This is a genomic window from Pseudomonas izuensis, from assembly GCF_009861505.1.
Lineage (GTDB): Bacteria > Pseudomonadota > Gammaproteobacteria > Pseudomonadales > Pseudomonadaceae > Aquipseudomonas > Aquipseudomonas izuensis.
The window spans coordinates 93,829-114,856 of record NZ_WTFT01000007.1 but is presented as its reverse complement, the minus strand read 5'-3'; the positions used below and the strand labels follow the sequence as shown (position 1 = coordinate 114,856).

Here is a 21,028-nt window from a genome sequence, read left to right as displayed (position 1 = left end):
AGCCGCCTTGAGGGTAGCGTTTTCCGCGCTGTGATAGGCAGATCGTCAGGTCAGGGGACAGCATGAACGGGTTGCGTAAATTGACGCCGCATAAAAAAAGCTTACTGCTCACCGCCCTGCTGGAGAACTACCCCAGAGCCTACATTACGGGGTACGTGCTGGATGCCTACATCAGCAGCTATTGCGTGGTCGGACGGGTGTATAAAAGCCCTACCTACCCCGACGGTACCTTGATCCTGTCCGAGCCAATCACTCAGGTCGTTGAGTAAACACGCCGGTACCTGATCGAAACCTGTGAACACGAATGCTTTTTGGTGGTGAGCTTTCACTCTCATGGCGGGCGACAATCGTTGGAGCATTTGCTGACTTTGTTCAAAACGGCCGCGAGGCTCGGCTCGCGTTACTGCCTACATTGACGCGGCCTATCCAGGCAGGGGGTGAACATGCGCTATTGGATCGTTGACGGCTGTGCCGAGGAAGCAGGCTGGGTACGCTTGGGAATCCCTGCACAAGGCGATGCACTGCTGACCCTGATTCGAGCGGGTTTCCCCTTCTGCATCCTTGAGCGTGTGGGCCATGAGTTCCAGCTGACGCCGAAGCAGCTACGCGAGCGACTATCGATACCCGCTTCAACTCTGCGACGTCGACGTCAATCGGGACGGTTTACGCCCGGCGAAAGTGATCAGCTCTTTCAATTGGTTGTGGTCCTCACGCGCGTCTACGCCTTATTTGAAGGCGACGTGGCTCAAGCTCAGGAATGGATGGGCAAGCCGATGTATGGCCTCGGTGGCCGCAGCGCAAACGACCTGCTCGGCACTCAGGTGGAGCGACAGGCGCTACTCACGTTGGTGGGGCAAATCGAGCACGGGGTTTTAAGCTGAAGTCGGTGATGCCGTGTGGCGCCTGCCTCGCCTTGAGTCGTTGCGGCGAGTGGACCTGAAGGAATCGGATGGAATGGCGCCTGACGGCGTTCACCCCTGTTGAGGATTAAATCATGAGCACAGTTGTTCTTCGTCGTTGGCACGGGGCGCTGGTTTTTACCGTGCCAAATGCGTTTGTGTTGCAAAACAACCTGGTGGCCGGTTCAGCCATGCACTGCGCCGTGTTCGAGCAAGACACCTTGGTGCTCAGGTCGGTACGCACACAGCTGACACTGGATGAGCTGATGGCAGAAACCCCGGCCGGCGCGCGAGTGCCAGGTTGGTCGTCCTAGGCCCCTGCCACGAAGGGGGACAAAGCGACCGCTGCGGAGTCTCGTGATGAGGCAGCGCAGCGGTTTGGCTCCTCTAGCGGGCAGCGACGGCGGCGTCGAAGGCACGCTGAAGGTCCGCTACGAAAAACGGCTGGGAGATGTGTCCCGGCTTAAAAGCACCAGGCGGCAAAAAGGGGGTGTGATTGGCGCCGCGATAGGTGTTCACGGTGCCATTGGGAAAACACACTTGATAATTGGGGTGTATGCCCTGCCCCATTTTCCCGAATTGCACGGTTGCCCCGTCAATGCATCGCAGTTTCGTCTTCACCTCGTGCAAAAAAATACGACCCAGCGAAGCGAGGGTGTCGATATTCCACTGGAAACAGTTCATCGCAGAGTTCCTTATTGAGAGCGGGTAAGCAAGCGTTGGGTCGGCTAGTTAAACGGTGAACCAGTGTGGTTATGCGTGCGCCGACGGCGCCAGCAGCTGCGCTTCGATGTCAAACGCCTCCGCCACCGACAGGCCGTTCATGATGTTTTCGATAATGGCTTCGCGCAGAGCGCGAATGCCGCTCGGGTAAACATTCGCCGGATCGTGGTAGTGGGCGGCCATCAGCTGTTTCGCTTGCTCACGGGGGACACGCCGCAGGGGCGTGACCGCTTTTTCACTGTGCTGGCCGTACAGGTCAAACGCCTGATCGGCCGTAGACCAGTCAAAGGCAAAACAGCGTTGTTGTTCGGCATGACAATCGTGCTGCCACATGGCGCTGCCAGGGTACTGGTCCCCGGCGCTGACGATGATCAGGGTCAAACGCGGCAGCTCGCGTTCTGCCACGAAGTCGTAGATCACCCACAGGATGCGCCCCATGCGCACTGGAATCAGGTTGGCCACCCGTTGATCATCCGGGTAGCGCGCCTGGGCGCGCTCAATCAGTTGCTTGTAGGTCAGGGTTTGGCGAGCGGTGGCGAGTTCGATGAGCAGTGGGTACAGCAGACGGGCGAGTTGGACATCCAGCAAAGTGCGAGCCATGGAGCATTCCTTTAAGGGCATAACGTGAGGCGCTGCGGTACGGTATGACGTAATCGGGGCCGAGGGTTATTCTAGCGCCAGCTCTATTGTGACTTTACCGTTGTTAGTCTCAAGCTTTACGATAGTGCAGGCGCTGAGGCCGATGCCCAACAGTGCTTCCAGTCCTTCTTTGACGCAGGTCTGGACTGCCAGCGGAGTGACCGCACGCAAGGCATCGGCGGCGTTGCCAGCAGGCCGCACGGCCGCCCCTGCCGGTGCAGTGAGTAGGGTCTGGGCAAAGTTCACCAGGGCTTGGACCCGTGAGGCTTGGCCCGAGTTGTTTTCGCGCCAGCGGCGCACGCCCTGTTCGGTCACGTCGGCCGCTTCACCAATTTTTTTATAGGACAGGTGGGTGTGGGCTTTGATGCTCTCGACCAAGGCGGCGGTGCCGTGGATCAGATCGCCCTCGGTGGTGAGTTGGCTCAGTGCGGCTTGGATGGTGTCGACCATGGTTATGTCCTGTTTGGTAAACGATTGGTATAGTCTGCACGGTACGTCAGCTGTCGGGAGCTGTCAATAGCTGTTTGCCAACACTTTGGTTTACACCTGTACGGTGTTCACCTTCTGCTGCACGAGGTCGCATGGGGTGCTGGCGCGGGATCCGGGGGACTCGATCGTTGGACTCGATGCGCTTTAGGACGCGGAACAGGGGGGAGTCGAACCGCACTGCGCATAATCGAGGATCGGTTAAATGGTGGAACGCTATGATCGGGCAACGCTGCTGGAGGAGGTTTGGTCTGAGCCTGTTCAGGTGGTGGCGCCGCGCTACGGGCTGTCCGACGTGGGGCTGAAAAAGCTCTGCACGCGCCTACAAATCCCCACCCCGCCGCGCGGTCATTGGGCCAAGGTCAAGGCGAGTAAGCGCGTATCCCTGCGCCCCAAGCTGCGCGAATACACCGGCTATCCCGGTTATTTATATCGCCCCGCCGCACCACCTTCTGGTCAGGATCCGGCCGCCGAAGTCGTCGACAGCCGACTTCAGCGCGTGCTGAGCTTTGAGCAGCAGCCGGAAAACCAGATAGTGGTACCCGAGCGTATCAAGGTATGGCATCCGGTGGTGACTGCTGCTCGCGAGGCATTAGGGCGACCATTCATCGATCAGCGCGGCATGCCGCAGACGCGCGGCAACGGGCTGAATATTTCAGTTTCTCCCGCGCAACAGAGTCGCGCACTGAAAGTGGCGGACACGCTGCTCAAAGCCTTGGAGAAGCGAGGCTATACCGTTCAACAAGGGCAGCACCGCGTTGAGATTCTGATGTTTGGCCATGTCCTGCATTTGCGGTTGTTTGAAGCGTCACTGCGCTCCGCATATGAACCCACCGCCAAGGAGCGAGCGGCCCAGGCCAAGGGGGAATGGAGCTACTGGGCGAAATGGCAGTTCACCCCCTCCGGTAGGCTGCAAGTTTTGGTCAATGAAGGTTACGGAGGGAAAATTGTGGACTCAGACAGCCGGCCTGTGGAATTGCAGCTCAATACACTGGTTGGGCTAATGGCCACCCGAGCGGTGGAGTTTTTAGTCCGCAGTGAACGTCAAGCAATTGAAGACGCCGAGCGCCAGCGAGTTCGCGACATCGCGCTGGAACGAAAACGTCGGCAAGACGCGGAAAAACAGCGGCTGGCGAAACTTGAAGTTGATGCGCAGAACTGGCGGCGGGCGCAGGCCATTCGTGAGTACCTCAATGCTTTGGAAGCGAGCGCCGAACGCCATGAGCATTCTATAGAGCAACTCGAACTGCTCCGTTGGGGACGCGCCAAAGCAGACTGGATCGATCCCCTCAAACCAGGCGTGGTGGACGAGTTAGATGAAGAGATTGTGATTCCTCGATAGCTTAGGTGCCGTTCAGTGAAATGAGCCGTGGGCGGTTGAAACCTATGCGGAGGTGAATTGCGTTGTGGTGGGATAAATACATAGCCATACACCTCACAACAAAACTGTAGGTTTGAGGGTGCGACGACCGTTCAACCAGCGCAGCGCTTCATGGGAATCGACAACTGTGCGACAGCCTTCCTTGCGTGTGATCAACCGATCTGGAGTGGTAGACCACTTGGCATTACGAACGGACTTCTCGTTCATCTGCGCCAGAACTGCGATTTCAAAAAGACTGAGGTAGACACATTCGATGGAGGCATAGGACTGTGGGGAGGGGGGCTTAACCAGATGTAGCGCTAAACTACTCACGCTCCAAGTGGCGAGCGTCCGAGCTGACCGCTTCCATGATCGATACCAGTTCTTCGAGCAGCTCAGGGTAAGAGCGGACCATGAATCCAGCAATGGCCTCGTTGCTCAACACGCGAGACATATAGCCTTTCGCAACGACAAGCACCAGCATCGTTTCGCCTAATGTGTCCTCAACTACCTTGTAGTCTTGGTAGAGCTTTTCCATTTCTCGTTCCATCCGAGCGATATCTTCGGCATTGGCATCGCTGGTCACTTTGCTTTTCTTGGCGTTCAGCATTTCGGGGCGTGTTGCTGCGAGCACCATCTGCGCGTAGTTCTGTGTAAAACAGTTCGCCGAAATCATCATTTCGACTGTTTCGATTTGTCGTAATGGCTTCATTTTTCTGAGCACACGGAACACGGATTTGCTCACCATCCGCACCTTGAGCAACTCGATGGCCTCCGGCGCTATGCCATCGAGCAGGTGCTGACGTTCATGGATGCGATCAACATTCACGCCCAGTACGCGCGCGATGCGCGCAGGCTCTAGCCCTTTCTTGACCGCAGTGAGGATCATCTTGTGCTCCTGAACCGGCGTCAGGCGCCCGATCTGGCGGTTGAACGTGAACCCTTCGTCGTCGGTTGAGATCAGGCACAGTGCCTCTTTAGCTCCCAGGGATCGGAGTGCCTCTAGGCGGAAGTGACCATCCAGCAGGATGTACAGCTGCACATTGTTTTCCATCATCTTTTCAGGATGGACCGCTAACGGCTCCACGACCCCCAGCTCGCGGATTGACGATAGAATTGTCAGGTACTTTTTGCTCGTCTGGATTTCCCGGTCGAGTTTGCGTGTTGGAAGGATGTGTTCCAGCGGTACCGACACGATATTCTGCTCAAATGCATGCTTAACATGTGTCATCAGGATGCCTCCCACTGGATGCGGTCCGCGAGCGCTTTCGGCATGTCTTGGATCGTCTCCGTGCGAAGCAGCGTGCAAAAATAATCATCCGCGAGCAGCTTTTTCATGGCAGTGACAAGGATTAGTAATCGCTGCTCACTGATGTCGGCTTTTTTGACCATGACTTTCTGCCGACGAACTTCCTGTTTATAGAGGCCGAGCAGCTTTTGGGGCGTGACAGAGCGGTCGTTCGACTTGTGCATCTGGCCGTACTGGGTACCCATGAATTTTCTGCGATCAATCAGGCGGCGAATCTTGATCAATTGATCGCCTTTTAGGACGCCGCTTTCATAAGCTTCCATCATGGCTAACTGGATCTGGCTGTCGTCTGACCGTGCGATTTCAACGGCCAGTTTGATGGAAAGCCACCCTTTTTCGACCGCCGCAATCAATCGCTCCTCCCCTTGACCCAGGAGCACGAGAATGCCGTTTACATACGCCGGATCAAGGCTGGTTTTGTTAGCTATCTCCTTGATGGAGTAGCCTCGGTCCGCGAGCAGCTGAATCGAGTTCAACAGGTCTCGATTCGAATGCTTACGACGCGCCAAATTTTCAACCAGACCGATAAGAAATCGATCCACCTCATTAGCGTTCACTACGATGCAGGGGATTTGCTGTTCCCCGAGCACTTGAAACGCTTCTAGCCTTCCCTGCCCGCACACTAAGCCATAGCGTGGACCGTCATCGTCCGCTCCATTGGGAATTACGGTAACTGGACGTTTGAGCCCTATGGACGCAATGTTCTCTACCAGTTTCGCAAACACCTGCCTGTTACGCATGCGAGGGTTCAGTACGCGAATACGGTCTATATTCAGCAATTGAATCGGGGATGCGTCGGCGACGTGCAGCGAGGATCGGTCCTCAAAGTCGGAAGTATTCATGCCGCCCTCCTGTAGGGTGACCGGCGGGACAACTCGGCTAGGACATCCAATGTGTCGAAGCGGTAGATGTCGATATTGGATGGGTTCTGCTCTGCCAGGCGTAGGTCGGGCAGGCTCATGTCGATGGAAGGCAAAATGTAATAGTCCAGAGCGTTCTCGCCGCTCGGCTCCATACGTACGGCAATCGTGATGTCGGGATGCAGGCCTAAGTCCAAGCGTACCTTCCAGCGCCTGGAACCGTTGTCGGTAACGTGGCAGCGGCAGAGGACGAGTGAGACCAATAGTTCCTCGTTTACCTCCATAAGGTCTGTGCGAGGATCCACCGTGACTCTTCCCCCTACCGCTTGGATGTTGGCGATGGTTGTTTGGAGCAAAATCGGGTGCATTTGTCTAAGCTGGCGATTCGCCTCGATGTACTGGTAATCCCGTGAGGGTGTATAGCCAATCAGCGAATACGTCCGCAGTAGGCTCCCAAAGCGGTATTGATACGCGCTGCTGGAAGGGCAATCTTCGGTCTCATCGATGATGAGCCCTGATAGAAATCCTTTTCGAGTACAAAGGTTCTTTAGGGCATCCAGCATCTCGGTATCACGCATCCGATAAGAGCGTTTTTGGATGATCTCTTGGGCCGCTTTGAACTGCGACTGAGGAACAATCGGTTCGAATGCCCCATCCGACCGCACCCATTGCTCCGGTAGATTCTTGACCCGTTGCTGTTTGAGCTTGTTGGAATAATGATTCCAGACGTTATTGCCGATGTACTTTTCGTTGATCAACAACTGGTGCACGGTGCCGCGTGTCCAAGGTCTCGCCAGATCAGTTGTCTCGCCTCGCGCGTTTAGTTCGTCCGCGATTTCACGCTCAGTTTTTCGATAATCCACGAACGCACGATAGACCCATTGCACCGTCTGAATTTCATCAGTGGGGCCTGGTACTAGGATCACTCGGTCAGTTTGGATGCTCTTATGCTCTCCCCGCGATAACGTGCCTTTCGGGGTGCCAGCCGCATCGATCAGAGTGCGCCGCAGTCCAAACCCAGCGGGCCCGCCTTGCCGGTAACCCATTTCGATAAGTCGGGATTGGCCCGCGAAAACCTTTACTGACAACTCGCGGCTGTACTCGCCCGCCATCATCCGTTTGACGCTTTTGATGATGTTGGATACGGGGGAGCCGTCATTCTGGAACTGCTCGGCGCAGTATTGGACGGAGACACCAGCTTCGCGACAACGCACTTCGTAGCTGGCGCTCACATCAGGATCTTGAAAACGTCCCCATCGGCTGACGTCATAAACCAAAATGGTGGAAAAGGTAGCGGTGCCTCTTTCGACATCGTCAAAAAGCTGCTTGAGCGCGTCCCTCCCTTCCAGACGAAGTCCGCTTTTGCCGGAATCGGTATATACCTGGGTGATCTCAAGTGAATGCTCAACGGCGTAGAGCTTGATGGTGTCGAGCTGGTTTTCGGTCGAGTATTGTTGGTGCTCAGTCGACATCCGCACGTAAGCAGCGGCAAGCGTCGCGTCTCGAAGTGGATAGCCCCGACTACCGCAGGCCCGGTACGGCATCTTCATCATCCTTTTCATTAGCTTTTCCGGCAAAAAGATTGGTGACATTGATCACCTGGCAGGCACCGGAAGGTCTTAATGACGATAGAAGAGAGGGGGCGGAAAAATGTTGCCGAAAAAGGGTAGTTTTTTTCTCGGTCAGGACCAGTACGCCAAAGGTATCTCTTTGGCGCTACGGGCTGAGCTGGGATCTACTCACCAAGCGGTCAAGGTCTTGATGAGGTGGACGCATGTCAGCGAGAAGACCGCAAAGAATTGGCTGGCAGGCAAAACCGGTCCGAGAGGTGAGCATCTAGCAGCGCTGATCAGCCACTCGGAATTGATGCTGAACGCGTATCTGGTCATGGCAGGACGGCGTCCAGCAACAGTGCTTTTGGCGTTACCGTTATTGAGGAACCACCTTCTGGAGCTTGCAGGAGAAATAGATGCTTGCCTCGCTGACACCCCAAATGCTTAAGTCGTCGTAAAGGCCTACGCTTGATGGCGACTTCGAAGTTTTTTGTTCTTACCTTTAGTTTCATGACTCCGTTATCAGGGGAAATAGCCCTATAGGTTCGGTGCAGGAAATGTGAGGTGTACTTTCGTATGCAATCTGAGTTTTGGTATCAAAAGCGCCTTGTAGGCTATAGTGGCCCGGTGCCTCTGATCGACGTGCTCTCATTATCTGGCAGAAAGGAACTCATCATTGCCTGCCCATATCTCTCGTACCCTGGTTGCCAAAGCTATTAGATACAAAACGACCCGTTCCACTCCGGAAGGTTGGCTTCGCCCGCTAATACAAGACGAGATGCGAAACGTCATGGCCAAGACCAACAATATAGGAATGAGACACTTTCCGGATCCAGGTAACAGAATCGAGAAGGGGCAGTCGTGTTATTTCATCAACTCGATGAAAGATTTGGGACCGGATGGCGTCCTTTTCACTGTTTGTTCCTACCAGCACGGCCACATCCCAGAGTCCATCACACCTGATCTGACGTCCGCTGAGGCGGAAATCAAAATTATTGAGCTTAAAGATGAGGATGGGAAGGCTGGTGAGCTAGTCCACAGCTATCGATGCATCGCGCTCGGAGAGATAATTATCATTGAGTCAGTTATGGGTAGCGGTGGGGCTGCGGGTCTAGAAAAACTTCTTGGCCAGCTCTTCCGGCGCTATCGTGATCAGGCCCATCCTCTGGTCGACTTTTCGGATATTGCATCGACCGATCTGCGAGAATTAATAGATCTACACGGCGGTGTTGAGCGGATCACCGCTCGTTTGGCGGTAGACAGCAAGCATCAAGGAACTCAGTTCGGCGGCCTGCTTGCCAGCTTGTTGCAAAAAATTCCCGGTGCTGCGCAATGCAACGTCAGCTGGGAGAACAAGGATGGAACCTTGGACGAAAATCAGGCGATAGCACTACTGGAGGAAGCTGATGGCCAAGCGTTAGCAGGCGCCACGCTTCACTTTAAGAATGGTGGTAGCGTCAACAACCTGAGCGAATATCGGGAGCGCAAGCCTGTTCAAATCCAATTAACACCTGAAGGCCGTCCTGCCATTACAGAAATCGAAATTGCTTTGAAGACCTATCTCGGTGAGTTACGAGATCCTGGGCATAACGGGCCAGTTAAAACTGATGGTGTTTTGAAGTCTGTGAAATCGTTGGGAGAATGAGGATGAGGGTGCGTGACTGGCTGCTGCCAGACGAGGTCCAGAGTGCCGCGACGGCTGGTGCTGAAATGCTTCGTGTGGTCACCCAAACGTCACATTTTTGGATCAAACAGACGGTAGCGGCTGTCGTCCCGATTTCTGTAGGCGCGGCTTTAGGCTATTGGTTATCTGATGGTGCTGCTACAGGAAACCAGGCAGTTGCAATGAAAGACATCATGACAGGTATCATGACGTTCATTTCTGTGCTCGCTGGTTTCATGGTCACCTTGATGCTGTTCACTGGGAGAAGCGGTGGCTCCAAGTTACTAACAGTCGATCAAGCCCCCTTCTATGTTGAAAAAATTACCTACCTCCTTTTTTCCCAAGCAGTGACCTTGGCGGTCCACATCGCCTGCATCCTTGCTTGCCTAATCTGGCTGATCGTTCAAAGTCACGGTGAGGCGGTAGCTGTTGGGCAATGGCTATTCGTCCTGAGCATTGGATTGCTGATTCTTTCAATGTTTAGAACCCTTCTTCTGCCATTCCAGATTTATGAGGTCCACCATTTCGAATTGACCGCGATGGTGGAGGAGAAAAATGAGGAGTTCCGGAAGGCATTACGCGAGCGACAGGGGCTGTAATCAGTCTCTCGATTGGTTTGCGATTGATGAACCGAAGCGACATTTAATAGTGTCAAAAAACTTGGGTACGACAGTAATTGCTGCTCATTCGCGACATTTGTAATGCCCATGTTTCACGTGGAACCCTGATTCCACGTAGGGTAAGCATGACACTTAATATGCCCATCGACAGTCCGGACCCCCGTCAAACGAAAAGGCCAACGCATCCGCGTTGGCCTTTTTTATTGTGTGCGAAGAATGTCTGGGCACAGTTTCACTTCGCTTTCCAGGGCGATGAAACAGCACAATCGCAGGCATAAAAAAACCGGCTATATCAGCCGGTTTTTTTGCGTCCGAAAAAAACTTATGCACGTTTTTCGGCGTTTTATCTGTTTATGAAATATGTATATAAATCATAGAGTTGCAGTAAAAATACGACGTCTTTACGGAAAACGGTACACAGGTTATCCACAGAAACTCAGACAACCGCCTGATCGTTGGAAACCGGTGCTTGCGGCGCCGGTGGCAGCGAGCCCATTTCCCGTTGCATCTGCTCGTTCCAGGCCTGGACCCGATCGTTCAAATCGGCGATGGCGCGCGGTCCGCTGCCTTCGGCATACATCGGTGCACCGATGATGACGGTAATCACGCCCTGCTTTTTGGCCCAACCCAGCTTTGGCCAGAACTTGCCGGCGTTATGCGCAATCGGCAGTACCGGAAGCTCGGCATTGACAGCCAGCGCAGCACCGCTGCGGGAGAATTTGCCAACGGTGCCGTAAGGAACGCGGGTACCTTCAGGGAAAATCAGCACCCAGACGTTGTCCTTGAGCAGTTCGTCGCCCTTCGACGCGACTTGCTTGAGTGCGGCTTTCGGGTTGTCACGGTCGATGGCGATCGGTCGCAGCATCGCCATGGCCCAACCGAAGAAAGGCACATATAGCAGTTCGCGCTTGAGCACCTGGCTCAGTGGTGAGAAGTAGGCCGACAGGAAGAACGTCTCCCAGGTGCTCTGGTGATTCGAGACAATCACGCAAGGCCGGTCAGGCACGTTCTCCGCGCCCTTCACTTCGTAACGAATACCGAGAAACACCTTGCACAGCCATAAGGCGCAGCGACACCAGTACACATTGATGAAGCGATAGCGCGCCTTGAACGGCAGAAAGGGCGCGATGAAAAAGCTCAGGCTGCACCACAGCAAGGAGCTGGTGCCCAGCAGCAGGTAAAAGAGGAAGGTTCTGATGGCCTGCAGTATCGACATGGCGACGTTTACCGTTACGGGCACTGCCCGACTGTTCAAGCGCACTCCCGAACTGTCGAAAGCGCTCTAATGGTGGATAAGTTCTGCGGCAATCGCCGCCAGATCGTCGAAAATCAAAGTGCCTGCCGGGAGGGTCTTGCCCAAAGTCTTTTCGCCTTTCCCGGTCTTAACTAAAACTGGCTGAGAATCGACGGCTTTGGCGGCTTCCAGGTCACCGAGACTATCGCCGACGAACCATAGATTAGTCAGCGATACGTTGTAATGTGCGGCGATGCTTTTCAACATCCCGGGTTTTGGCTTGCGGCAATCGCAGCCATCGTCCGGCCCGTGCGGGCAATAGACGATCAAGCCGACTTCACCACCCTGCTGCGCCACCAGCCAACGCAAGCGCTCGTGCATGGCATCCAGTGTAGCGATGTCGTAATAGCCGCGAGCGATGCCCGACTGGTTGGTAGCGACCGCTACCGTCCAGCCGGCCTTGCTCAACTGCGCGATGGCTTCGATCGAACCGGGCAGTGGAATCCACTCCTCCACCGACTTGATGTAAGCGTCGGAGTCGTAATTGATCACTCCGTCCCGATCGAGAATCAGCAGTTTCAAACAGTCTTACCCCAGCAACGAAATGTCGGCGACGCCAAGGAACAAGCCACGCAGACGCGCCAGCAGTGCATAGCGGTTGGCGCGGACCTTGGCATCTTCAGCGTTCACCATGACCGCTTCGAAGAACGCATCGACCGGCTCTCGCAAGGCAGCCAGGCGTGCCAGGGATTCGCTGTACTGACGCGCCGCAGCCATAGGCTGAACTGCCTGGTCTGCCTGCTGGATTGCCGAGTACAGGGAGAACTCGTTGGCATTGTCGAAGTACTTGGCTTCCACGACCGTCGGCACGGAGCCTTCGACCTTGCTCAGCAGGTTCGACACACGCTTGTTCACTGCAGCCAGTGCGGCGGCTTCCGGCAATTGGCGGAACGCTTGCACCGCTTGCACGCGCTGGTCGAAGTCCAGGGCGGAGCCCGGCTTCAGCGCGCGAACCGACAGGTAGGTCGCGACATCAACGCCTTCGTCTTCGTAGCGCGCACGCAGACGATCGAAGATGAACTCCAGCACCGCGTCGTTCAGACCGGCCGCCTTGACCTTGGCGCCGAACGCATTCACGGCGAAAGCCACGGCGTCGTTCAGGTCCAGGTCCAGTTGCTTCTCGATCAGGATGCGCAGCACGCCCAGTGCGGCACGGCGCAGGGCGTACGGATCTTTACTGCCGGTAGGCAGCATGCCGATGCCGAAAATGCCGACCAGGGTGTCGAGCTTGTCGGCGATGGCCACCGCGGCGCCGGTCAGGGTGGACGGCAGTTCAGCGCCAGCACCGCGCGGCATGTACTGCTCGTTCAGCGCCAGCGCGACATCTTCCGGCTCGCCGTCATTGAGGGCGTAGTAGTAACCGGCGACACCTTGCATCTCCGGGAACTCGCCGACCATTTCAGTCGCCAGGTCGCACTTGGACAGCAAGCCTGCACGAGCGGCCCAGGAAGCGTTGCCACCAATGCGCGCGGCAATGTAGGCGGCGAGTTTGGAAACGCGCTCGGCCTTGTCATAGACGCTGCCGAGTTTTTCCTGGAACACCACGTTTTGCAGGCGCTGGTTGAAGTCTTCGAGTTTCTGCTTCTTGTCTTGCTTGAAGAAGAATTCGGCGTCGGTCAGACGTGGGCGAACCACTTTCTCGTTACCGGCGATGATCTGTTGCGGGTCTTTGCTCTCGATGTTGGCCACGGTAATGAAGCGTGGTAGCAACTTGCCGTCGACATCCAGCAGGCAGAAATACTTCTGGTTGTCCTGCATGGTGGTGATCAGCGCTTCTTGCGGCACATCGAGGAAGCGCTCTTCGAACGAGCACACCAGCGGCACTGGCCACTCGACCAGCGCGGTCACTTCGTCGAGCAGGTCCGGCGGCACGATAGCGGTGCCTTCCTGGCGGGTCGCCAGCTCTTCGGTGCGCTTGCTGATGATGTCGCGACGCTCGTTGGCATCGGCCAGCACGTAAGCGGCACGCAGGTCGGCCAGGTAGCTGGACGGCGAACCGATGCGCACGTTTTCCGGGTGGTGGAAACGGTGGCCACGGGAGTCGCGGCCGGCCTTCTGGGCGAGGATGGTGCAATCGATGACCTGGTCACCGAGCAGCATCACCAGCCACTGGGTCGGACGAACGAATTCTTCCTTGCGCGCGCCCCAGCGCATGCGCTTTGGAATCGGCAGGTCGTTCAGGGAATCTTCGACGATGGTCGGCAGCAGGCTCGCGGTCGGCTTGCCGGCGATGCTCTGGCTGTAGCGCAGTTTCGGGCCGCTCTGATCGATTTCGCTCAGGTCGACGCCGCACTTCTTGGCAAAGCCCAGTGCTGCTTGAGTCGGGTTGCCTTCGGCATCGAACGCCGCCTGACGCGGCGGGCCGTCGAGGTTGATGCTGCGATCCGGCTGCTGGGTGGCCAGCGCGGTGATCAGCACGGCCAGGCGACGTGGCGCGGCATAAACGGTTTTGGTCTCGTAGTTCAGGCCGGCAGCTTGCAGGCCCTTGTCGATACCGGCGAGGAACGCCTCGGCCAAGGTGTTCAGGGCCTTGGGTGGCAGTTCTTCAGTGCCCAGTTCAACCAGAAAATCCAGAGCACTCATTGTGCAGCCTCCAGCTTGGCCAGTACTTCGTCACGCAGGTCCGGGGTCGCCATCGGGAAGCCCAGCTTGGCACGCGCCAGCAGGTAGGCTTGCGCAACGGAACGCGCCAGGGTGCGAACACGCAGAATGTATTGCTGACGCGCGGTCACGGAAATCGCCCGGCGCGCATCCAGCAGGTTGAAGGTATGGGAGGCCTTCAACACCATTTCGTAGCTCGGCAACGGCAGCGGCTGGTCGAGTTCGATCAGGCGCTTGGCTTCGCTTTCATAGAAATCGAACAGCTCGAACAGTTTTTCGACGTTGGCGTGCTCGAAGTTGTAGGTCGACTGCTCCACTTCGTTCTGGTGGAACACGTCGCCGTAAGTCACCTTGCCGAACGGACCGTCAGCCCAGACCAGGTCGTAGACCGAGTCCACGCCTTGCAGGTACATGGCCAGGCGTTCCAGACCGTAAGTGATCTCGCCAGTCACCGGGTAGCACTCAATGCCGCCCGCTTGCTGGAAGTAAGTAAATTGCGTCACTTCCATGCCGTTGAGCCAGACTTCCCAGCCCAGACCCCAGGCCCCCAGGGTCGGCGATTCCCAGTTGTCTTCGACGAAACGGATGTCATGCACCAATGGGTCCAGGCCCACGTGCTTGAGCGAGCCCAGGTACAGCTCCTGGAAGTTGTCCGGGTTCGGCTTGAGCACGACCTGGAACTGGTAGTAGTGCTGCAGGCGGTTCGGGTTTTCCCCGTAGCGGCCGTCAGTCGGACGGCGGCTTGGCTGCACGTAGGCGGCGTTCCAGGTTTCCGGGCCAATGGCGCGCAGGAATGTAGCGGTGTGGAAAGTGCCGGCGCCTACTTCCATATCGTAGGGCTGAAGTACCACACAACCTTGCTCGGCCCAGTATTGCTGGAGGGCGAGGATCAAGTCTTGGAAGGTACGCACGGCTGGCGTAGGCTGGCTCACGAAATTCACCTGTTTCTTGGGCTGCGATTTAAAGAGCGGGAGTATACCCGATTCATTGCTGCGCACGCCCCCTGGAGCCTTATGCCACGCTGCTTTTGGTGTTCCGAAGATCCGCTGTACATGGCTTATCACGATCAGGAGTGGGGCACGCCGCTACGCGATGCGCAGGGTTTGTTCGAGTTGCTTTTGCTCGAAGGGTTCCAGGCCGGGCTTTCCTGGATCACCGTGCTGCGCAAACGCGAGCACTATCGCCAGGTGATGTACGGCTTCGACGTGCAGCGTGTGGCCCAGATGAGCGACGCGGAAATCGATGAATTGATGCTTGATCCGGGCATCATCCGCAATCGTCTGAAGCTCAATGCGGCGCGGCGCAATGCCCAGGCCTGGCTGGCGCTGGATGAACCGGTGGCATTTCTCTGGTCCTTCGTCGGTGGTGTGCCGAAGATCAATCATTTCAAGGATCGCAGCGAAGTGCCGGCCATCACGCCCGAGGCGGTGGAGATGAGCAAAGGCCTGAAAAAGGCTGGCTTCACCTTCGTGGGGCCGACTATTTGCTACGCGCTGATGCAGGCCTCGGGCATGGTCATGGACCACACGCAGGATTGCGATCGCTACGCGATGCTGGCCAACGGCGGTTAGAATAGCCGCCTCGCGCACAGCACAAGATCAGGAGTGACCTGTGGATAAGTTTAAAGGCGCCTTGCTGGTAGGCGCTCTGCGGCTGTTTGCCCTGCTTCCGTGGCGGGCAGTGCAGTCCGTCGGCTCGGCGATTGGCTGGGTGATGTGGAAAACTCCCAACCGTTCCCGCGATGTGGTGCGGATCAACCTCTCCAAGTGCTTTCCGGACATGGACCCCGCCGAACGCGAGCGTCTGGTCGGCCAGAGCCTGAAAGACATTGGCAAGTCCCTGACCGAAAGCGCTTGCGCCTGGATCTGGCCGGCCCAGCGCTCCATCGACCTGGTGCGCGAGGTCGAAGGCCTCGACGTGTTGAAGGACGCCCTCGCCTCCGGTAAAGGTGTCGTCGGCATCACCAGCCACCTGGGCAACTGGGAAGTGCTCAACCACTTTTATTGCAGCCAGTGCAAACCGATCATTTTCTACCGCCCGCCCAAGCTGAAGGCGGTGGATGAATTACTGCAAAAGCAGCGGGTGCAGTTGGGCAACAAAGTGGCTGCGTCCACCAAGGAAGGCATCCTCAGCGTCATCAAGGAAGTGCGCAAAGGTGGTGCAGTGGGCATTCCCGCTGACCCGGAACCGGCCGAGTCCGCCGGGATCTTCGTGCCGTTCTTCGCCACTCAGGCCCTGACGAGCAAGTTCGTGCCGAACATGCTTGCCGGCGGCAAGGCGGTCGGTGTGTTCCTGCATGCCCTGCGGTTGCCGGACGGTTCGGGCTACAAAGTGATTCTGGAAGCCGCGCCCGAGGCCATGTACAGCACTGATACCGCCACGTCTTGCGCGGCCATGAGCCAAGTGGTCGAGCGTTATGTGCGGGCCTATCCGAGCCAGTACATGTGGAGCATGAAGCGTTTCAAGAAGCGTCCTCCGGGTGAAGAACGCTGGTATTGAGGCGATTGGCATGATCTGTGGATAACCTGATCCTGTAGGAGCGAGGTTATCCACAACCGTTCATTCAAGGGCGCACCAGATGTCCGAACAGCGCAAATCATTTCGCATCAAGATCACTCACGAAAGCGTGGGCGAATGCCTGGGTCAGACGCGCAATCTGACGACCACGGGGGTTTACGTCAAACACCCGGCATTGTCTGCATTACCCACAGGCGCCGTGGTTTACGGGCAGGTCCAGGGCTTACCCACAGGCGCGCCGCGGGTGCGCATGGAAGTGGTGCAGGTAGACGCCGATGGCATTGGGCTTCGCTACCTCTGATCAGTGCGCCTGACGGTCGAGCTTCTTCAGAAACACCGTCATTTCCTTCTCGGCCTGTTTATCGCCATGGGCTTGAGCGGCTTCCAATCCACGCTCCCAGGCCTGGCGCGCAGCCGCGTTATCCGCCAGCGCCAGATGGGCCTTGCCGAGCAGTTTCCAGGCCGCCGAATACTTGGGATCGAGTTCGACGCAGCGCTGGAAATGTTCCACAGCCTTGGCGTTCTCCCCAAGATCCAGATAGCCCTTGCCCAGGCCGAAGCGCAGCAACGGATTATCCACACCCTTGGCGAGCATTTTTTCCAGGGATTCGATCATGGTTTTTCCTTTGAGTGATTTGCGATTTCGAGATTGCCATCGCGGGCAAGCCTTGCTCCCACAGGTTGGGGTCGTTCAACAATTGCATATACGACCCCAACCTGTGGGAGCAAGGCTTGCCCGCGATGAGGCCCGTGCAGGCGCAACATTTTTCGGGTCAGAAAAAGCTCAACCCCACATGAAACAGCTTTTCCACATCGCGAATATGCTTTTTATCCACAAGGAACAGAATCACATGGTCCCCGGTCTGGATCACCGTGTCGTCATGGGCGATGATCACTTCTTCGTCGCGGATGATCGCGCCAATGGTGGTCCCCGGCGGCAGACCGATGTTTTCGATGGCCTTGCCGACGACTTTGCTCGATTTCGCATCGCCGTGGGCAATCGCCTCGATGGCTTCCGCGGCGCCCCGGCGCAGTGAGTGCACGCTGACGATATCGCCGCGCCGCACATGGGCCAGCAAGGTGCCGATGGTTGCCAGTTGCGGACTGATGGCGATGTCGATGTCGCCGCCCTGGATCAGGTCGACGTATGCCGGGTTGTTGATGATGGTCATCACCTTCTTCGCACCCAGGCGCTTGGCCAGCAGCGACGACATGATGTTGGCCTCGTCGTCATTGGTCAGGGCCAGGAAGACGTCCGCGTCGGCGATATTCTCCTCCAGCAGCAGATCGCGGTCCGAGGCGCTGCCTTGCAACACGACGGTGCTGTCGAGGGTGTCCGAAAGGTGGCGGCATCGCGCCGGATTCATCTCGATGATCTTCACCTGGTAACGGCTTTCGATGGCTTCGGCCAGACGTTCACCGATCTGCCCGCCTCCCGCGATGACAATGCGCTTGTATGTTTCGTCGAGACGGCGCATTTCACTCATGACCGCGCGAATATTCGCGCGGGCGGCAATGAAAAACACTTCGTCGTCCGCCTCGATCACCGTATCGCCCTGGGGCAGGATCGGCCGGTCTCGACGGAAAATCGCCGCGACGCGGGTTTCGACGTTCGGCATGTGCTCACGTAATTGCCGCAGTTGCTGGCCCACCAGCGGTCCGCCGTAGTAGGCACGCACAGCTACCAGTTGCGCCTTGCCTTCGGCGAAGTCGATCACCTGCAACGCGCCCGGATGCTGGATCAGGCGCTTGATGTAATGAGTGACCACTTGCTCCGGACTGATGAGTACGTCGACCGGAATCGCTTCGTTATCGAACAGCTCGTCGGCGCGAGTCAGGTACGCGGCTTCGCGCACCCGAGCGATTTTTGTCGGCGTATGGAACAGGGTGTGGGCGACCTGACAGGCCACCATGTTGGTTTCATCACTATTGGTCACGGCGACCAGCATGTCGGCATCATCCGCACCGGCCTGGCGCAGCACACTAGGTATGGAGCCGCGACCCTGGACCGTGCGGATGTCCAGGCGATCACCCAAGTCGCGCAGGCGTTCGCCATCGGTGTCGACCACTGTGATGTCGTTGGCTTCGCTGGCCAGGTGTTCCGCCAGCGAACCGCCGACCTGCCCCGCACCGAGGATGATGATTTTCATCCAGTCACTCCATTGAATCCGGTTAACCGCGCGCGGCGGCGATCTTGATCAGCTTGGCGTAATAGAAGCCGTCATGGCCGCCTTCCTGTGCCAGCAATTGGCGTCCATGGGGCTGCTTGATACCGGCCGCGGTCGCCAGGTCCAGCTCGCGGGCACCCGGTGTGCGGGCGAGGAACGCTTCGATTACCTCGGTGTTCTCGGTCGGCAATGTCGAGCATGTCGCGTAGAGCAAGATGCCGCCGACCTCCAGGGTATTCCACATGGCGTCGAGCAATTCGCCTTGCAGCACCGCCAGTGCGGCAATGTCATCCGGTTGGCGGGTCAGTTTGATGTCCGGATGGCGACGAATTACCCCGGTGGCCGAGCACGGTGCGTCTAGCAGGATGCGCTGGAATGGCTTGCCGTCCCACCAGGCCTGAGTGTCGCGGCCGTCGGCGGCAATCAGTTCGGCACTCAGGCCGAGGCGTTCGAGGTTTTCCCGTACCCGCACCAGACGCTTGGCTTCCAGGTCCACCGCCACCACACCGGCCAATTTTGGCTCGGCTTCGAGGATGTGGCAGGTCTTGCCGCCCGGCGCGCAACAGGCGTCCAGCACCCGTTGGCCCGGCGCCAGGTCGAGCAGATCGGCTGCCAGTTGTGCCGCTTCGTCCTGCACACTGATCCAGCCTTCGGCGAAACCCGGCAGACTGCGTACGTCGGCGGCGGCGTCGAGGATGATGCCGTCGCGGCTGTAAACGCACGGTTGGGCAGTGATGCCGGCCTGGCTCAGCAGCTCCAGATAGGCATCGCGCGTTTGATGGCGGCGGTTGACCCGCAGAATCATTGGCGGGTGCGCGTTGTTCGCCGTGCAAATGGCTTCCCACTGCTCGGGCCAGAAGGCTTTCAGGGATTTTTGCAGCCAGCGCGGGTGGGCGGTGCGTACCACCGGGTCGTGTTCCAGCTCTGCCAGCAGCGCTTCGCTTTCCCGTTGGGCACGGCGCAGCACGGCATTGAGCAAGGCTTTGGCCCAGGGCTTTTTCAGCTTGTCGGCGCAACCGACGGTTTCGCCGATGGCGGCGTGCGCCGGAACGCGGGTATAGAGCAATTGGTAGAGGCCGACCAGCAGCAGCGCTTCGACATCGGCGTCGGCGGCCTTGAACGGCTTCTGCAGCAGTTTGGCCGCCAGCGCCGACAAGCGTGGTTGCCAGCGTGCGGTGCCGAACGCCAGGTCCTGGGTGAAACCGCGGTCGCGGTCCTCTACCTTGTCCAGTTGTGTCGGCAGTGAACTGTTGAGCGAGGCTTTTCCGTTAAGGACAGCAGCCAGTGCCTTGGCGGCGGCCAGACGCGGGTTCATTGAGTGTCCGCCGTTTGACCCATTACGGTACCGGTGGCGAATTTCTCACGACGGCTGTTGAACAAATCGCTGAAGTTCAGCGCCTTGCCGCCGGGCAATTGCAGGCGGGTCAGGCACAGGGCCTGTTCACCGCAGGCGACGAGCAAGCCGTCCTTGCTGGCACCGAGGATTTCCCCCGGTGCGCCGTTGCCTTCAGCCAGGTTCGCAGCCAGGACTTTCAGCGCTTCGCCGTTCAGCGTGCTGTGGGTGATCGGCCACGGGTTGAAGGCCCGTACCAGCCGCTCCAGCTCAATGGCCGGGCGAGTCCAGTCGATGCGGGCTTCGTCCTTGTTCAATTTATGCGCGTAGGTGGCGAGGCTGTCGTCCTGTACTTCGCCTGCGAGCGTTCCGGCGGCGAGGCCGGCAATTGCCTGCACCACCGCCGGCGGACCCATTTGCGCCAGACGGTCGTGGAGACTGCCGCCAGTGTCTTCGGCGCTGATTGGCGTGGTGACTTTCAGCAGCATCGGCCCAGTGTCCAGGCCAGCTTCCATGCGCATCACGGTCACGCCACTTTCGCGGTCGCCCGCTTCGACGGCGCGCTGGATCGGCGCCGCACCGCGCCAGCGTGGCAGCAGGGAGGCGTGGCTGTTGATGCAACCCAGGCGGGGAATATCCAGCACCACCTGCGGCAGGATCAGGCCGTAGGCGACCACCACCATCAGGTCCGGTTTCAGCGCGGCCAGTTCGGCCTGCGCGTCTGCGTTGCGCAGTGTTGGCGGTTGCAGCACCGGGATGCTGTGCTCCAGCGCCAACTGCTTGACCGGGCTCGGCATCAACTTTTGCCCACGACCTGCCGGGCGGTCCGGTTGGGTATAGACGGCGACGATCTCATAAGGGCTATCGAGCAGGGCCTTGAGGTGTTCGGCGGCGAATTCCGGGGTGCCGGCAAAGACAATGCGCAGTGGCTCGGTCATGGGGGGCTCTCTATTGCAAAGCTTCTTGAAAAGAAAAAGGCTTGCCGCGGCAAGCCTTTGAAGAG

Annotated in this window: 24 protein-coding genes; 10 read left to right on the top strand and 14 right to left on the bottom strand. The window is 57.8% G+C overall.

What is annotated here, in order from left to right:
* The first annotated feature begins 62 nt into the window (after window positions 1–62).
* The 3 genes from GPL81_RS06740 to GPL81_RS06730 all read left to right on the top strand — a co-directional run bounded on the left by GPL81_RS06740 (window position 63) and on the right by GPL81_RS06730 (window position 1,213).
* The gene (locus tag GPL81_RS06740) at window positions 63–269 is read left to right on the top strand and encodes a hypothetical protein (RefSeq protein WP_160106031.1); all 207 of its coding nucleotides are present in this window, start codon (window positions 63–65) and stop codon (window positions 267–269) included.
* A gap of 174 nt (window positions 270–443) precedes the next feature.
* Window positions 444–881, top strand: coding sequence for an antitoxin Xre-like helix-turn-helix domain-containing protein (locus GPL81_RS06735; RefSeq protein WP_160106029.1), 438 nt, complete (start codon window positions 444–446; stop codon window positions 879–881).
* Between the two features lie 113 nt (window positions 882–994).
* Window positions 995–1,213, top strand: a complete 219-nt coding sequence (locus tag GPL81_RS06730; RefSeq protein WP_160106027.1) for an AbrB/MazE/SpoVT family DNA-binding domain-containing protein — start codon at window positions 995–997, stop codon at window positions 1,211–1,213.
* Window positions 1,214–1,286: 73 nt separating this feature from the next.
* Here GPL81_RS06730 and GPL81_RS06725 read toward each other — a convergent pair whose 3' ends face one another.
* The 3 genes from GPL81_RS06725 to GPL81_RS06715 all read right to left on the bottom strand — a co-directional run bounded on the left by GPL81_RS06725 (window position 1,287) and on the right by GPL81_RS06715 (window position 2,711).
* Entirely contained in the window at window positions 1,287–1,583 is a 297-nt protein-coding gene (locus tag GPL81_RS06725) for a hypothetical protein (RefSeq protein WP_160106025.1), read from the bottom strand.
* Between the two features lie 69 nt (window positions 1,584–1,652).
* A complete protein-coding gene (locus GPL81_RS06720) occupies window positions 1,653–2,222 on the bottom strand; it encodes a hypothetical protein (RefSeq protein ID WP_160106023.1) in 570 nt (189 codons plus the stop codon).
* A gap of 66 nt (window positions 2,223–2,288) precedes the next feature.
* Window positions 2,289–2,711 (bottom strand): hypothetical protein, encoded by a 423-nt coding sequence (locus GPL81_RS06715; protein WP_160106021.1) that lies wholly within the window; start codon window positions 2,709–2,711, stop codon window positions 2,289–2,291.
* 241 nt (window positions 2,712–2,952) lie between these two features.
* Between GPL81_RS06715 and GPL81_RS31355 the strand changes: the two genes are divergently transcribed.
* Entirely contained in the window at window positions 2,953–4,089 is a 1,137-nt protein-coding gene (locus GPL81_RS31355) for a hypothetical protein (protein WP_246218903.1), read from the top strand.
* Between the two features lie 343 nt (window positions 4,090–4,432).
* Here GPL81_RS31355 and GPL81_RS06705 read toward each other — a convergent pair whose 3' ends face one another.
* Genes GPL81_RS06705 through GPL81_RS06695 form a run of 3 tightly spaced genes read right to left on the bottom strand, consistent with a single transcriptional unit; the run spans window position 4,433 to window position 7,820 of the window.
* Window positions 4,433–5,338: a ParB/RepB/Spo0J family partition protein gene (locus GPL81_RS06705; protein ID WP_160106019.1), complete on the bottom strand. Its 906-nt coding sequence runs from the start codon at window positions 5,336–5,338 to the stop codon at window positions 4,433–4,435.
* Window positions 5,338–6,258: a plasmid partitioning protein RepB C-terminal domain-containing protein gene (locus GPL81_RS06700; RefSeq protein WP_160106017.1), complete on the bottom strand. Its 921-nt coding sequence runs from the start codon at window positions 6,256–6,258 to the stop codon at window positions 5,338–5,340. The genes GPL81_RS06705 and GPL81_RS06700 overlap by 1 nt, the downstream gene beginning before the upstream one ends.
* Entirely contained in the window at window positions 6,255–7,820 is a 1,566-nt protein-coding gene (locus GPL81_RS06695; protein WP_160106076.1) for a recombinase family protein, read from the bottom strand. Before GPL81_RS06695 ends, GPL81_RS06700 begins: the two co-directional genes overlap by 4 nt.
* Window positions 7,821–7,926: 106 nt before the next feature.
* Between GPL81_RS06695 and GPL81_RS06690 the strand changes: the two genes are divergently transcribed.
* The 3 genes from GPL81_RS06690 (at window position 7,927) to GPL81_RS06680 (ending at window position 10,091) form a co-directional block, all read left to right on the top strand.
* Window positions 7,927–8,277: a hypothetical protein gene (locus tag GPL81_RS06690; protein WP_160106015.1), complete on the top strand. Its 351-nt coding sequence runs from the start codon at window positions 7,927–7,929 to the stop codon at window positions 8,275–8,277.
* Between the two features lie 342 nt (window positions 8,278–8,619).
* Window positions 8,620–9,474, top strand: coding sequence for a hypothetical protein (locus tag GPL81_RS06685; RefSeq protein ID WP_160106013.1), 855 nt, complete (start codon window positions 8,620–8,622; stop codon window positions 9,472–9,474).
* A gap of 8 nt (window positions 9,475–9,482) precedes the next feature.
* Window positions 9,483–10,091 carry a hypothetical protein gene (locus GPL81_RS06680; RefSeq protein ID WP_160106011.1) on the top strand — a complete coding sequence of 203 codons (609 nt, stop codon included), beginning with the start codon at window positions 9,483–9,485 and terminating at the stop codon, window positions 10,089–10,091.
* A gap of 457 nt (window positions 10,092–10,548) precedes the next feature.
* On the opposite strand, the gene GPL81_RS06675 is transcribed toward GPL81_RS06680, so the two are convergent.
* From GPL81_RS06675 to glyQ, 4 genes are all read right to left on the bottom strand, one after another.
* Window positions 10,549–11,328: a lysophospholipid acyltransferase family protein gene (locus GPL81_RS06675; RefSeq protein ID WP_160106009.1), complete on the bottom strand. Its 780-nt coding sequence runs from the start codon at window positions 11,326–11,328 to the stop codon at window positions 10,549–10,551.
* Window positions 11,329–11,394: 66 nt separating this feature from the next.
* On the bottom strand, window positions 11,395–11,928 hold the full coding sequence (gene gmhB, locus GPL81_RS06670) for a D-glycero-beta-D-manno-heptose 1,7-bisphosphate 7-phosphatase (protein ID WP_160106007.1): 534 nt from the start codon (window positions 11,926–11,928) through the stop codon (window positions 11,395–11,397).
* 6 nt (window positions 11,929–11,934) lie between these two features.
* Complete coding sequence (glyS, locus tag GPL81_RS06665; protein WP_160106005.1) at window positions 11,935–13,989, bottom strand: glycine--tRNA ligase subunit beta; 2,055 nt, start codon at window positions 13,987–13,989, stop codon at window positions 11,935–11,937.
* Complete coding sequence (gene glyQ, locus GPL81_RS06660) at window positions 13,986–14,939, bottom strand: glycine--tRNA ligase subunit alpha (protein WP_003213601.1); 954 nt, start codon at window positions 14,937–14,939, stop codon at window positions 13,986–13,988. Before glyQ ends, glyS begins: the two co-directional genes overlap by 4 nt.
* An 81-nt stretch (window positions 14,940–15,020) precedes the next feature.
* Between glyQ and tag the strand changes: the two genes are divergently transcribed.
* The 3 genes from tag (at window position 15,021) to GPL81_RS06645 (ending at window position 16,825) form a co-directional block, all read left to right on the top strand.
* Window positions 15,021–15,578, top strand: coding sequence for a DNA-3-methyladenine glycosylase I (gene tag / locus GPL81_RS06655; RefSeq protein ID WP_096514120.1), 558 nt, complete (start codon window positions 15,021–15,023; stop codon window positions 15,576–15,578).
* A gap of 40 nt (window positions 15,579–15,618) precedes the next feature.
* A complete protein-coding gene (locus tag GPL81_RS06650) occupies window positions 15,619–16,506 on the top strand; it encodes a lysophospholipid acyltransferase (protein ID WP_096514119.1) in 888 nt (295 codons plus the stop codon).
* A 79-nt stretch (window positions 16,507–16,585) separates the two neighbouring features.
* The gene (locus tag GPL81_RS06645; RefSeq protein WP_160106003.1) at window positions 16,586–16,825 is read left to right on the top strand and encodes a PilZ domain-containing protein; all 240 of its coding nucleotides are present in this window, start codon (window positions 16,586–16,588) and stop codon (window positions 16,823–16,825) included.
* On the opposite strand, the gene GPL81_RS06640 is transcribed toward GPL81_RS06645, so the two are convergent.
* From GPL81_RS06640 to fmt, 4 genes are all read right to left on the bottom strand, one after another.
* A complete protein-coding gene (locus GPL81_RS06640) occupies window positions 16,826–17,140 on the bottom strand; it encodes a tetratricopeptide repeat protein (protein ID WP_160106001.1) in 315 nt (104 codons plus the stop codon). It lies immediately after the preceding gene.
* A gap of 157 nt (window positions 17,141–17,297) precedes the next feature.
* Window positions 17,298–18,674, bottom strand: coding sequence for a Trk system potassium transporter TrkA (trkA, locus tag GPL81_RS06635; RefSeq protein WP_121106023.1), 1,377 nt, complete (start codon window positions 18,672–18,674; stop codon window positions 17,298–17,300).
* Window positions 18,675–18,696: 22 nt separating this feature from the next.
* Window positions 18,697–20,007, bottom strand: a complete 1,311-nt coding sequence (gene rsmB / locus GPL81_RS06630; RefSeq protein WP_160105999.1) for a 16S rRNA (cytosine(967)-C(5))-methyltransferase RsmB — start codon at window positions 20,005–20,007, stop codon at window positions 18,697–18,699.
* Entirely contained in the window at window positions 20,004–20,963 is a 960-nt protein-coding gene (gene fmt / locus GPL81_RS06625; RefSeq protein ID WP_160105998.1) for a methionyl-tRNA formyltransferase, read from the bottom strand. The genes rsmB and fmt overlap by 4 nt, the downstream gene beginning before the upstream one ends.
* Window positions 20,964–21,028: the final 65 nt, after the last annotated feature.